Here is a 12,361-nt window from a genome sequence, read left to right on the forward strand (position 1 = left end):
ATTGCTCGCTGATAGAATGCTGATGATTCATTGATTCGAAACAGGGCTGAATGATAGGTGTAACACAAAATATGTGTTGATATAACACAAATTATATGTTAACCTCTTAAAGGAATCATATGGAGGTGGGATGGGTTATGGAAGATAAGAGCAAACGACTTTCCGTCTATTTACCGGAAAAGGCAAAGACGGAGCTGGAGCAGATGGCCGCCGATACCGGTCTCTCTATGACCCAACTGGTAGTGATGGCTACTCACGGGTTATTGGCAAACTACAAAACGGCCGGAAACGCGATATTCTCAGAACTGGTATCTCCCCGACAACAAGCTTATCCTCTTGCTGACAATGCGAAGGCAGTGCGAGCAACAGCCTCCACGCTCGAGAATTATTATGGAGCACGCGCCCATGAATATGAACGAATTTACTACCGTGATGATCCGAACTACCAGCAAGAGCTCACTATACTGGCAGCTTCCTTAAAGGAGCAGTCCAGAGATAGAAATGTACTGGAAATTGCTTGCGGGACGGGATATTGGACTGCAATCATTTCGGAAACGGCGGATCACATTGTTGGCGTCGACATTCGACCGGAGGTCATCGAGATCGCCAGGGAGAAGGGAATGCCGAAGGATAAGGTCCGGTTTATTGAATGGGATGCTTACCAAATAGAGGAGATAGAGGGGAGATTCGACCTTGGGATTGCCAACTTCTGGTTCTCGCATATCCCTAAGAACAAGATCGAGGATTTCTTGACGGGCTTACATAACAAGCTTACCACAGGCTCGCGAGTATTCATGGCAGACAACGTCTATGTAGAGGGAAGGGGCGGGCAGCTGATACGCCGGGATCATAGTGAAGACACGTATAAGTTAAGAGAACTGTCCGACGGTTCGCAGCACGAGGTGTTAAAAAACTATTACAGCTATGAGGAGCTGCGCGACATTTTCGAGCCGGTCTCTGAGGAGCTGAACATTTTTATGGGGCAGAGCTTCTGGTATGTGAGCTATACAGTGAAATAACTGCTTGTCAGTACCGATGAACATGACTTACAATTGCCCCACGAGCTGATCACAGGAAAACCTGTTTGGGGTGAATTTTGTGGATTTTTTCGATCTAGTTTTGAAAAATAATATGAAGACGCTTATAAAATAGCGAATGCTGAATACACAAATGACCCAAATGAGACTAATTTACGAAATCGTGGAGATGCATCACTATGTCTAAAACACTATGGGAATGCTTTAGAAGATTATCTAAAGGTTATTCAAGTGACTGAGGGTCGTGCAGATGCTGATTTTATTAGAGCCGGGGTTAGTTATTGGTTGATAGGAAATCACACAGAAGCCATCGATATATGGAAGAAAGGATTGACTACGAAGTATACTGACGCTGCTGGGGGAGTTGAAATCCCTGCAACATTATATTTCGCAGCAATCTCCCAAAAGAATGAGTCTTTAGAAAAAGAAGCAATCAAGTTATTAAAAAAGCGTTGGAAGCCCAAGGCTGTAGTAAATTGGCCAGGGGCAATTGCGGGTTACCTGCTCGATGAAGTATCAGCAGATGAATGTATAAAAGCTATTGGATCCGACTCCTTATTGAGCGTTCGTTACCTATGTCAGTTGTATTTTTACATAGCAGTAAAATGTCTAAAAGCTGGCGATCGGGTTGAATACTTGAATTACTTATCCCGGTGCGCATTTTCCGAAATGGGTTATTTGGAACAAGAGTATTACCTTGCAATTGGAGAATTAGATACAATTAATGGAAAGTGATTTTTTATCACCACAACGTACAAGACTGTTGCGTTGTGGTTTTTTTGCATAGCGGTAGTGTAAACCAATGCGTATATGTAAATCTACTACTTAGGAGCGAATTATGACTGGAGTAATGATGGGGATGTTTCTTCTAGCTTTCGGATATATTTTTTTTCCTAAATACATGCGTCATTATAAAACATATGAACTGTTTGAAAAAGTTCCAGATAATACTAGATTCGTGAAGGTTGTCAAAAGGCTTTTCGGAGTTTTCCTGTTACTAATAGCTTTTTTGATCCTATTGAATCAGATTGGATTCGGTCGGAGCGGAGGATAACAGATGGCACGTCTCAACTTCAAAATCGTCAATATTGGATTGATATGGAAAGGAGCAGAACACTCACTGTGAGATTTTTAACAGTTATGGGAATTATAGGAATGATTGTTGGGTTACTCCAAATAATAACTCCAGTTTTTTTTCTGAAGATTAGATTACAGGGGATTAATACTAAAGAGCAAGTAAAATATGGTGGAGTGGGTACTGTTATTGTAGGGATGATATTCATTATTTTTGATTTAATTACGTAAGAATGCCTAGCATAAATTACTGGATATCAAAGAATCATCTAGCAATCTATTAAATCCGAGTAAAATCATAAGAAAAGTAGTGGTATTTTTTCGGAGAGTGTGGTATTGTATTTTTGTAATTCAAATTACAAGCTGGGAGCTATACATGCCAAAGAAAAAAAATAGCGTTGTGATTTCCATCCGGTTAGACGACCAATCGCTCAAGGCGGTGGACCTGCTAGTAGAATCCGGACTGGAAACCAATCGTTCCAGAGCTGTGTCGCATCTGGTCGCCAAAGGGATACAAGCCTCGGAGGACCTGCTGAGAAAAGCTCAAGCTCTTGCGGATCATGTTCAGCAGCTTAGAAATGAGATGTTCGAAGCCATTTCGCACAATAATGTTGAGAAGGTGACCGAGCTGCTGCGGCAGGATTCCTCGCTCGTGAACGTCAGCAACAGCAAAGGGGAAACGGCCGTTCTTATCGCGACATACTTGCGAGCCAATGAGATTAAGGAGCTGCTCATCGAGCAAGGAGCTGAGTTGAATATCTTCGAGGCGTCCGCCGTCGGAAATACCGCAAGAGTGAAGGAGCTGCTCGAACAAACGCCGCATTGGATTTCAGCCTATGGACCGGACGGCTTTCCGCCGCTTTCCATGGCAGCTCATTTCGGCAACGAAGAGACGGTGAAGCTGCTGCTGGAGCTTGGGGCCGATGTGAATGCGAGGAGCCAAGACGGCAATTTGAACAATATGGCCGTTCATGCTGCAATTATGGGGAATTACGAACATATCATTCAGCTGCTGATCCGCTATGGCGCCGATGTCAATGCCAGATGCGAAGGCAAGCTGCGTGCAGGGTATACCGCGCTTCATGTAGCCTCATATTTCGGCAGGGAATCGCTAATCGAGCTTTTCTTGAAGCATGGTGCCGATAAGTCCGTTTGGAATGCAGACGGAGAGACGCCGTATGAATTGGCGCTAAACAAAGGCCATCTGCTTTCTGCAGAGCTATTAAAGTAACACGGACAAGCCGGAAGCTTTTTCAACCATAAAACCTACTTATTCCATGCGAATAATATAATATACTGCATCTACCGGACAGCCGGAGATACACAATGGTTTAGTGTGTATTTCCGGCTGTTTTTATTTTTGACTAAAAAAAGGGGAGTGCAAAAATGAAGTACAGGAAATTAGGCAGAACCGGACTGAAAGTATCGGAAATCAGTTTGGGAACGATGGCGTTCGGCCGTTGGATCGACGAGAAGACTTCGGATGCCGTTCTCGGACAAGCGCTGGATGCGGGCATCAATGTCGTAGACACCGCTGATGTATACGGTAGAGGCATGGACGTAGGCGATCCGAGCTTATTGGGCGAGTCGGAAACGATCTTGGGCAACATTCTGAAAGGCCGGCGCCACGAAATTATTTTGGCTACGAAAGGAAAGGCGCGTGTCGGCAATGGGGTGAACGATGCCGGGCTTAGCCGGTATCACCTGCATCGTGCAGTGGAGAACAGCTTACGAAGATTGAAGACAGATCATATCGATCTGTATCAAGTGCATGGGTTCGATCCAGAAACACCGTTCGAGGAAACGCTCGGGACGCTGGACGATTTGGTGAAGCAGGGGAAAATCCGCTATATCGGCTGCTCCAACTTTGCCGCATGGCAGCTGGCGAAGGCGAACGGCATCAGCGCGCTGCACCGGCTGAACCGGTTCCAGAGCGTCCAGCCCGAGTACAGTCTGATTTCCCGTGATATCGAAAAGGAGCTGATCCCGTACGTCGAGTCCGATCAGGTTGGTGTACTTGTCTACAGCCCGTTAGGCAGGGGAATTCTGACCGGCAAATACCGTGAAGGGGAGAAGCCGGAAGCCGGCACAAGGCTCGCTGCAGGCGAGAAGCGGTTAGAGCTTCTGCTGCGAGACAATCCTGCATACGAGCTGGTCGAGAGGATTCGGCCGTATGCCGAGGCGAGAGGATGGACTCTGGCGCAATTCTCGCTTGCTTGGGTGCTTAGTCACTCTTATGTTTCCTCGGCTATACTTGGCGCTTCCAAACCGGAGCACATCCAGGATGCGTTGCGGTATGCGGATCAAAGGCTTACGACGGAGGAATTGGCGGCGATTGATGAAATTTCGCACACATTAACCATAATTCGATAAGGGGATGTCACATATGAGCTACAATCATACGAACAACGATCGCCAGCTGCATCTAGGACTGTTTTTATTCTCAACGGGCTACCATCCGGCCGGCTGGCGGCTGCCTGAATCGGTAACGGACGGCGCGTTCGATCCGAAATTTTTGCAGAGCGTAGCTCAGAAGCTGGAGAAGGCCAAATTCGACTTCTTCTTTCTGGGGGATGCTCTTGCTTCCAGCGCCGATATGCAGTACCAGTTCCCATCCCAGATGGTTCGGCTGGAGCCGTTCACGATGATCGCGCACCTGACCGCCGTTACCGAGAAAATCGGACTGATCGTGACAGCCAACACGACCTATGCCGAACCATACCATATTGCAAGGCAAACCGCGTCGTTGGATTACCTAAGCGGCGGCCGGGTAGCCTGGAATGTGGTAACCGGTGCGGATCCTAGAGCAGCGCTGAATTTCAGCAGGGAGAAGCATTGGGACAATACGAAGCGGTACGATTATGCCGATGAATTCGTCCAAGTCGTGAAGGATCTGTGGGATACATGGGAGGACGATGCGTTTGTCCGGAATAAGGAAACCGGTGTGTATGTGGACGGCACCAGAGTACATGCCTTGAATCATAAAGGCGAGCATTTCTCTGTAGCCGGGCCGCTGAATGTGGCGAGGCCGCCTCAAGGGCAAATCCCGCTCCTGTCGGCCGGTACTTCGGAGCGAAGCCAGGAGCTCGGAGCACGATTTTCCAATGTCATCTTCACCGGACAAATCCTGTTCGACGAAGCACGCAAATTTTACGCTAGCGTCAAAGGCAAGCTGGCCAAGTATGGGCGCTCCAAAAAGGAGCTGTTCATTATGCCGGGCCTCGTTCCGCTAGTAGGCAGAACGGAGGAAGAAGCTCGGGCCAAGTACCGCGAGCTCAGTAATCTGATCGTAACGGACTTCGATCTTAGGCCGCTTTCTCAACGGATCGGCATCGATTTGACGGGTTATCCGCTGGATGGGCCATTGCCGGATGTGGCACTATCTTCACTGACTGACGATGGAGCCAAGCAGCTCGTCCGATTGGCGCAAAACGCTTCAGGCCACGAAGACATTACGGTGCGCGAGCTGTTCCATTACTTTGCCGCCGTCGTCAGAGGGCATCTGCTCATCGTCGGCAGCCCCGAGCAAATAGCCGATGAGATTGAGCGCTGGTTCGTCAATGAAGCGGCGGACGGCTTCAATCTCTGCTCGCCCTATATGCCGGGAGGGCTGGATTTGTTCCTTGAGTTCGTCGTTCCCGAGCTGCAGAGAAGAGGGCTGTTCCGTACCGAATACGAAGGAAGCACGTTCCGGGATCATTTCGGCCTGAAGCGTCCCGAGAATCGTTTCGTGAAGAAGAATGCTGTACTTGGCGGCTGAGCCTGCGATTGGGCTTAACGCGGGGAAAAGAGGGAAACCGTATGGAGAGCAAATCCATTCTAAATAATTGGAGAATTGTAGCTGGACAAATCGTATTTTTGCTGCTGGGGCTCGGTCTCATCGAATACGTTGTCCGTGCGGAGCTCGTAGGCTCATTGTACTTGTCCAAGCCGACCCAGGTGGTCGAAGAAATCATCCATTTGTTTACGCAAGGCGTAGTCTATCATCATTTACTAGTAACGCTCGGGGAATTCGGGGCAGGGTACGTATTGTCCGCTGCAGCAGGCATCGGAACCGGCTTGTTTCTGGTTCTGGTGCCGCGGGCGGAAGCCTTCTTCCGGCCGTTTCTCTCCGCACTGTTGGCGGTGCCGAAGGTGACGATCATTCCGCTTCTTATGCTGTGGCTTGGCATCGGATTATCGCATAAAGTTGCCATTGTCTTCTTGTTCTGCTTTTTTACTATCGCCTTCAACACGATAACCGGGATTAAACAGACAGCGGAACAGCATTTGAAGGTCGCTCACGTATTCGAGGCTACGAAGTTCCAAACGATCACGAAGGTTATATTGCCGTCGGCAGCGCCTACGATCTTTGTATCCTTGAGAGTATCGGCAGCTACCGGATTGGTGGGTGCATTGTTCGGGGAAATGGTAGCCTCCAAGGACGGGCTCGGCAACCTGCTTGTCCAGGCTACATCCACCTATGATACGGCCAAAGCTTTTGCGATCATTACGGTCGTTACGGTCGTTTCCGTGCTTATTATTGCTCTGATCGACCTGCTTGAGAAACGAGTCATTATGAAATGGAAATCGTACTAACCGATTCATCGATTCAATCTTTTTACTTTTACGAGATCATCTTGGGGGAGAGAACACAATGAAAAGAACATTAGGACATAGCCTCGGCATTGCCGGCATTGCACTCATGATGGTGCTGACGGCTTGCTCGAACGGCACCCAAAGCGGCTCGGCGCAAACAACAGGAGCATTGGCCGCCACCAATTCGGGAGATCAAAAGCTGCAAAAGGTCCGTTACGCAGCCTTCAATGGTGTCAGCGGATTAGCCGTCAATTTCGGCGCCGAAAAAGGATTTTTCAAAGAGGAGGGGCTGGACGTCGAGTTCGTCACTACTCAGAATCCGGTAGAAAGTCTGACGAGCAAGGACGTCGATATCGCCGATATTGCTACGACAACCGCCATTATTGCGGCCGGTAAAGGGGCGCCGATCAAAATCGTCTCCTCGATGTTCCGTACGAAGGGGCCATTTTACCTGGTTGCGGCTCCGGGGATTAAAAGCGTCGAAGAGCTGAAAGGTAAGAAGGTGGGTGCTGCTGCATTCGGCAGCGGGCTGGACGTCTATACCCAGGTCATTCTCAAAAAGCACGGCTTAAGCAAGACGGATGTAACTTATCTGGCAAACGGGGCGAATGAAGCAGCCTATGCAAGCCTTACCTCCGGTCAGGTTGACGCGACGATCATTCATGAGCCGTTTGCTTCTCTTGCCGAAGTGAACGGTAAGGGAACGATATTGGCCAAGGGCTGGGATTATTTGCCGACGTTCCATACCGGGGTTCTGGTGTCGAGCAACGATGTCATAGCCAAGAAGCCGGAGCTGATCGAGAAGCTGCTGCGCGCTTACTTCAAGTCCCAGGATTATGCAAAAAGCCATCCGGACGAATACAAAGCTTACTTCCTGTCGAAAATCAAAGTCGATGCCGCTGCCGTTGACAAGGCGTTCGAACGAGAGAAAGTGCTGTGGGAGAACAATCCGGACGTAGATAAAAAAGCGCTGCAGGATACGCAGCAAACCCAGCTGGAATTGGGCATGCAGGATAAGATCTACGATGCAGAAAAAATGCTCGATCTGAGGTTCATTCCGAAAAAGTAAAGGCGGGTGCTACTATGGCCGGATTTGTGCTTCACGGTGTTTCAAAACGATATGGCGGCTCCAATCCAACTGAAACCTTGTCCGATATTAACTTGACAATTCGAGACGGAGAGTTTCTAAGCATTCTAGGCCCGAGCGGCTGCGGGAAAAGTACGCTTCTGGAGATTTTGGCTGGACTGCAATTGCCCTCATCGGGAGAAGTCGTTTTCAATGGAAACAAGCTTGAGGGACCCGGGATCGAGCGGGGCGTCGTTTTTCAGGACCCTTCGTTGTACCCGTGGCGCACCATTGTTCAGAATGTCGAGCTTGGACTGGAGCTGCGCAAGATATACAAAGCAGAGAGGAGAAGCGTCGTTCAAAAATATTTGACGATGGTCGGATTGGAGGGATTCGAGAACAAGTACCCTCATCAACTGTCGGGGGGCATGAAGCAGCGGGCGGGACTTGCCCGTGCACTCGCGAATAATCCTGAGGTATTGCTCATGGATGAGCCGTTCGGAGCCGTAGATCATCTGACCCGGCTTCAGCTTCAGGACGATCTGCTGCGGATATGGGACACGGAGAAAAAGACGGTATGCTTCATTACACACGATGTGTCCGAGGCGGTGTTCCTGGGGGATCGGGTCGTTCTTCTGTCGCCAAGACCCGGCAGAATTCAGCATATATTCGAAGTTCCTTGCCCAAGACCGCGCAAGCGGGAAGATGTCCAGCTGCTAAAAATTCAGAACGATATTTATGCCGCCATTCACCAGGTGAAGACCGAGGAAGATCTGGAATTTGTCTTATGATGATTCAAAATGAAGGGAGCACTTACTATGTCCATCTTATCAAACGCTAACTCAAGCTCTACTATCGTAGGAGTACAATGGCTGCAGAATCGATTGAAGGAGGGAGCGGTTGTCGTTGCGGATGTGCGCTTCTCTCCCAAGGATCCGCTCTATGGAAGATCGGCATATGAAGCGGGACATTTGCCTGGAGCGGTTTTCGTCGACTTCAAATCGGATTTGACGGATCCGCCTCAAGAGCATGGAGGAAGAAGTCCGCTTCCTTCGGCGGAACGTGTTGCGAAGCGATTCGGGGAGCTAGGAATCGATCGTAAGAGCTCGGTAGTCGTATATGAAGATACGAACGGGCCTGCGGCTTCGCGCCTTTGGTGGGTGCTTAAGTATATCGGCGTAGAAGATGTAAAAGTGTTGGACGGCGGCTATGAAGCTTGGGTTCAAGCAGGCTTGTCAGTGACGGACGTGAAGCCCGAGCCAACGGTTCACGAGTGGAAGCCGGATGTTCACGAGGATTGGGTTGTTGATGTTCATACCGTGCGAGATGTTGTTAACGGAACGAGGAAGGCGAAGCTGGTCGATTCCCGTGACGCCAGTCAATATTTGGGCTTGGAGTCGCCATTTGATCCTGTGGCGGGACATATCCCCGGCGCGGTTCATTTGTTCTGGAAAGACGGCTTGGACGTAGACGGGACTTGGAAATCGTCTGCGGCGTTAGCCGAACGGTTCGGTGAGCTGTCGAAGGAGGAAGAGCTTATCGTTTATTGCGGATCCGGCATATCGGCCACACCGAATATTCTTGCGTTGAACGAGGCAGGGTATTCCAACGTCAAATTGTACGCCGGAAGCTGGTCGGACTGGATCAGTTATCGCGACAATCCGGTAGCTACCGGTGAGGAATAACCTTCGTTATCATTACTGAATGGGATTTATGGACTGCGGCTGACTGCTTTAGGCAGGAGGCTGCTGTTTTTCTTTAGGGGGTATTTTTATCAAAAATAAAGGAGAAGTTGAAGGGTTCTCCATTCCATTGGATGAAATGGAGAACGTAGAAGCAGAAGAACCAATTCATAGCTTGTAAAAATTAGAAGATTCCCTCCACATTCACCGTATAAATTCGCCTGTGACCTTCGTGAGTGGAATCGAAGGATATCGCGGTACCTGCCCGATTCCAACGAGGATGCAGATCGCAGCGTATGTCCCCGTTGATATGTGGCTGCGAATAGAATGATCCTAGGGTGACGCCACGCTTGTGCGCCAAATGATACAGATACAAATGCCTGTAGCTATCGGTATCCGGATAGCTGTCATACAGCAGGATGCTTCGGTCCGGCGAATAGCTGCAATGTCCGTCCTTAAGGAAGTACTCTCGGTCGATCGGCTGGACCTCATTACTGCGATCCTTCAGCACGTAAAGCTGGTTGCCCATGTCCGAATCCTTCGCTCCGCTAGACCAGATGACGATATTCTCCGTGTCCTTCCAATGATAATGTGACGCCATCGCCATGAGGATCCGCGCGGGATGATCGGATTATTGCGTGACTATGTCCGAAGCTTCATCGTGTTGGACATGCCGAAATTTCTTGATTTGTTACCGATTCTGGAGAAGAACTGCTTTGAGCTGACAAAGCTGTCGAAAATGAAAATCGCCGGTACTCTGGATCATATCTTGACGGAGTGCATCGAAGCGACGCTGGCAGGAACCGAGATGGACTTCCGCAATCAGCTGATAACCGAGCAGCTCGGCTTCTACGATACAGCCCACTTTTCTAACTTTTTCAAGAAAAAAACATCCATGAGCCCCAAGCAATACCGGGAATATAAACGTTTGCTATTATGAAAAGGATGTTCATAACATTTGAGCCGCGTAGCTGTTCAATAGTTTGAAACTAGAAGACGAATAGGCTGAAAATCAGCTTTCTCGTCTTCTTAGCGTTCGCTTCCTACATCGTTAACGCTTTGATGTATAATTGTGAGAGTTAGGCATTTTGGTAAGGGGACCATTATTTGTTGAACCCGGAGGGGGTAAGTATGGAACGATTGTATTTACTGCAATACGAGTATTTAAAAGACGTTCCGGTTCCAGAAGGTCATTTTCAGTCTCATGATAACTATGAAATTTTTTATTTTCATGAGGGAAAAGGAAACTATTTGATTGGCGATAAAATTCATGTGCTGATGCCGGGAACGCTTATCGTCATGCATGGTTTGACGCTGCATATGCCTAAGAGCTTCGACGGGCATCCTTATGTCCGAACACTGCTTAATTTTGATCCGGGTTATTTTCGCGCAGCCTCCGAGCATGTGTTCTCCATCAATCCATTGGAGCCGTTCGAGAGACTCGGTAACTATAAAGTACAGCTCAATGATGCAGACCGGGCTGAATTTGAAGACCTTCTGCATAAAATGAACCGTCTATACCGGGCAACGGATGCCGTCTCTCATGAGCGGTTCCGCGTGGTCTGTCTGGAGATGTTATTTTTCATCTGCCAAGTGCTGATGAAGTCGGGGGATGAGGAAGTTACATTCCCGTCAGAAAAGGAACAGCATGTACAGAACGCATTGACCTATATTGAAAAGAACTATATGACGGATATTTGTCTCGATCAATTGGAAGAGTATTTACACATCAATAAGTATTATTTAGTGCGTATTTTTCGCGAGACTACGGGGATGACGATGTTTCACTATATTTATAAGAGAAGAATTAATCAGGCTAAAATCTTATTCTTGCTGGAGCCGGAAAAATCCGTGACCGATGTTTGCTACAGCATTGGGTTTAAAAATCATTCCCATTTCAGCAAAGTATTCAAGCAATGGGAAGGTAAGACACCAGATCAATACCGTCGCTTATTAAAAAGTCAATTATAGAACAATTTCATATCTTACTTGGTCAATGGGAAAGTAACTTAAGGGCTTCATCTCCTGTTAAACTATGTAATATCAACGATAGTTGAAAACGCTTACGAAAAAAGGGAGAGGTGAAGCCATTTGCTAGTATTAACAGGGTTTGCAGATGAAATCTCCGGACAATTGGAAGAACAGCTGGACGTTCTAGCAGCCGAAGGAATTTCACATTTAGAGCTGCGGGGCGTCTATGGTAAGAACGTAATGGATTTAACGGTAGAAGAATTAGCCCAATTGAAAGCTACGCTCGAGGAGAAAGGGATTGGCGTATCTTCCATTGGTTCCCCGATTGGCAAATATCCGATACAAGAGCCGTTTGATAAGGAGCTCGAGAAAATACAGCAGGCTTTAGCTATCGCTAAGAAGCTGGGCACGCGTTATATCCGGGTGTTCTCTTATTTTATTCCAGCCAATGAGTCGCATGAGAACTACCGGGATGAAGTACTCTCCCGCATGAAGCAGCTTGCTGAACGGGCTGAGCAGGAAGGAGTTACTCTGCTTTTGGAAAACGAAAGCGGGGTTTATGGCAATACGGATGAACGTTGTTTGGACATATTGCAGCATTGCGGTTCTTCCAACCTGCGATTGGCCTTCGATCCGGGGAACTTCGTAATGAACGAGATCATGCCGATGTGCGAGGCTTACCCGCTGCTGTCTCCTTACCTTGAGTATGTGCATATTAAAGATGCCGACAGGCAAGCACGGATGTTTGTCCCGGCAGGAGAGGGGGACGGAGAGTTCCCGTCGTTCGTGAAGGCACTGAAGGAACGGGAGTTTTCGGGATTTCTGTCCATCGAACCGCATTTACACAAAGCGTTCCCGGATCATAGCGGGCCGGAGCGTTTTAAAATTGCTGCCCAAGCTTTTAAAAAGCTGCTGCAAAGGGAAGGCTTGGCTTGGTCCTAATGATATTGTCT

Annotated in this window: 14 protein-coding genes; 13 read left to right on the forward strand and 1 reads right to left on the reverse strand. The window is 48.4% G+C overall.

From position 1 onward, the window contains the following. The first annotated feature begins 137 nt into the window (after positions 1-137). From ACFQ88_RS04780 to ACFQ88_RS04825, 10 genes are all read left to right on the forward strand, one after another. Complete coding sequence (locus tag ACFQ88_RS04780; protein WP_379452488.1) at positions 138-1,019, forward strand: methyltransferase domain-containing protein; 882 nt, start codon at positions 138-140, stop codon at positions 1,017-1,019. Positions 1,020-1,268: 249 nt separating this feature from the next. Continuing rightward, a complete protein-coding gene (locus ACFQ88_RS04785; protein WP_379452490.1) occupies positions 1,269-1,772 on the forward strand; it encodes a hypothetical protein in 504 nt (167 codons plus the stop codon). 387 nt (positions 1,773-2,159) lie between these two features. Next, a complete protein-coding gene (locus ACFQ88_RS04790; RefSeq protein ID WP_379452492.1) occupies positions 2,160-2,342 on the forward strand; it encodes a hypothetical protein in 183 nt (60 codons plus the stop codon). A gap of 145 nt (positions 2,343-2,487) precedes the next feature. Then, positions 2,488-3,342, forward strand: a complete 855-nt coding sequence (locus ACFQ88_RS04795) for an ankyrin repeat domain-containing protein (protein ID WP_379452494.1) — start codon at positions 2,488-2,490, stop codon at positions 3,340-3,342. A 155-nt stretch (positions 3,343-3,497) separates the two neighbouring features. Next, complete coding sequence (locus tag ACFQ88_RS04800; protein WP_239624004.1) at positions 3,498-4,484, forward strand: aldo/keto reductase; 987 nt, start codon at positions 3,498-3,500, stop codon at positions 4,482-4,484. A 13-nt stretch (positions 4,485-4,497) separates the two neighbouring features. Further along, positions 4,498-5,871 (forward strand): LLM class flavin-dependent oxidoreductase, encoded by a 1,374-nt coding sequence (locus ACFQ88_RS04805; RefSeq protein WP_379452497.1) that lies wholly within the window; start codon positions 4,498-4,500, stop codon positions 5,869-5,871. Between the two features lie 41 nt (positions 5,872-5,912). After that, the gene (locus ACFQ88_RS04810; protein ID WP_379452499.1) at positions 5,913-6,689 is read left to right on the forward strand and encodes an ABC transporter permease; all 777 of its coding nucleotides are present in this window, start codon (positions 5,913-5,915) and stop codon (positions 6,687-6,689) included. 58 nt (positions 6,690-6,747) lie between these two features. Next, on the forward strand, positions 6,748-7,758 hold the full coding sequence (locus ACFQ88_RS04815) for an ABC transporter substrate-binding protein (protein WP_379452501.1): 1,011 nt from the start codon (positions 6,748-6,750) through the stop codon (positions 7,756-7,758). Positions 7,759-7,772: 14 nt separating this feature from the next. Further along, complete coding sequence (locus tag ACFQ88_RS04820) at positions 7,773-8,546, forward strand: ABC transporter ATP-binding protein (RefSeq protein ID WP_379452503.1); 774 nt, start codon at positions 7,773-7,775, stop codon at positions 8,544-8,546. A gap of 27 nt (positions 8,547-8,573) precedes the next feature. Continuing rightward, positions 8,574-9,440 (forward strand): sulfurtransferase, encoded by an 867-nt coding sequence (locus ACFQ88_RS04825; RefSeq protein ID WP_379452505.1) that lies wholly within the window; start codon positions 8,574-8,576, stop codon positions 9,438-9,440. A gap of 181 nt (positions 9,441-9,621) precedes the next feature. On the opposite strand, the gene ACFQ88_RS04830 is transcribed toward ACFQ88_RS04825, so the two are convergent. Continuing rightward, complete coding sequence (locus ACFQ88_RS04830) at positions 9,622-10,038, reverse strand: TolB-like translocation protein (protein ID WP_239624017.1); 417 nt, start codon at positions 10,036-10,038, stop codon at positions 9,622-9,624. Between the two features lie 21 nt (positions 10,039-10,059). Here ACFQ88_RS04830 and ACFQ88_RS04835 point away from each other — a divergent pair, with 21 nt between their 5' ends. The 3 genes from ACFQ88_RS04835 (at position 10,060) to ACFQ88_RS04845 (ending at position 12,350) form a co-directional block, all read left to right on the forward strand. Further along, complete coding sequence (locus ACFQ88_RS04835; protein WP_379452507.1) at positions 10,060-10,377, forward strand: helix-turn-helix transcriptional regulator; 318 nt, start codon at positions 10,060-10,062, stop codon at positions 10,375-10,377. A 191-nt stretch (positions 10,378-10,568) separates the two neighbouring features. Beyond that, entirely contained in the window at positions 10,569-11,408 is an 840-nt protein-coding gene (locus ACFQ88_RS04840; protein ID WP_379452509.1) for a helix-turn-helix transcriptional regulator, read from the forward strand. A 120-nt stretch (positions 11,409-11,528) separates the two neighbouring features. Further along, positions 11,529-12,350: a sugar phosphate isomerase/epimerase family protein gene (locus ACFQ88_RS04845; RefSeq protein ID WP_379452511.1), complete on the forward strand. Its 822-nt coding sequence runs from the start codon at positions 11,529-11,531 to the stop codon at positions 12,348-12,350. The last annotated feature ends 11 nt before the right edge of the window (positions 12,351-12,361 follow it).

Source organism: Paenibacillus sp. NPDC056579, from assembly GCF_042793215.1.
Taxonomy (GTDB): domain Bacteria; phylum Bacillota; class Bacilli; order Paenibacillales; family NBRC-103111; genus Paenibacillus_S.

Excerpts from the sequence above, each read along its gene's own strand:
- ACFQ88_RS04780 (WP_379452488.1), top strand. The coding sequence starts at position 138 with ATGGAAGATAAGAGCAAACGACTTTCCGTCTATTTACCGGAAAAGGCA.
- ACFQ88_RS04795 (WP_379452494.1), top strand. The coding sequence starts at position 2,488 with ATGCCAAAGAAAAAAAATAGCGTTGTGATTTCCATCCGGTTAGACGAC.
- ACFQ88_RS04800 (WP_239624004.1), top strand. The coding sequence starts at position 3,498 with ATGAAGTACAGGAAATTAGGCAGAACCGGACTGAAAGTATCGGAAATC.
- ACFQ88_RS04805 (WP_379452497.1), top strand. The coding sequence starts at position 4,498 with ATGAGCTACAATCATACGAACAACGATCGCCAGCTGCATCTAGGACTG.
- ACFQ88_RS04810 (WP_379452499.1), top strand. The coding sequence starts at position 5,913 with ATGGAGAGCAAATCCATTCTAAATAATTGGAGAATTGTAGCTGGACAA.
- ACFQ88_RS04815 (WP_379452501.1), top strand. The coding sequence starts at position 6,748 with ATGAAAAGAACATTAGGACATAGCCTCGGCATTGCCGGCATTGCACTC.
- ACFQ88_RS04820 (WP_379452503.1), top strand. The coding sequence starts at position 7,773 with ATGGCCGGATTTGTGCTTCACGGTGTTTCAAAACGATATGGCGGCTCC.
- ACFQ88_RS04825 (WP_379452505.1), top strand. The coding sequence starts at position 8,574 with ATGTCCATCTTATCAAACGCTAACTCAAGCTCTACTATCGTAGGAGTA.
- ACFQ88_RS04830 (WP_239624017.1), bottom strand. The coding sequence starts at position 10,038 with ATGGCGTCACATTATCATTGGAAGGACACGGAGAATATCGTCATCTGG.
- ACFQ88_RS04835 (WP_379452507.1), top strand. The coding sequence starts at position 10,060 with ATGATCGGATTATTGCGTGACTATGTCCGAAGCTTCATCGTGTTGGAC.
- ACFQ88_RS04840 (WP_379452509.1), top strand. The coding sequence starts at position 10,569 with ATGGAACGATTGTATTTACTGCAATACGAGTATTTAAAAGACGTTCCG.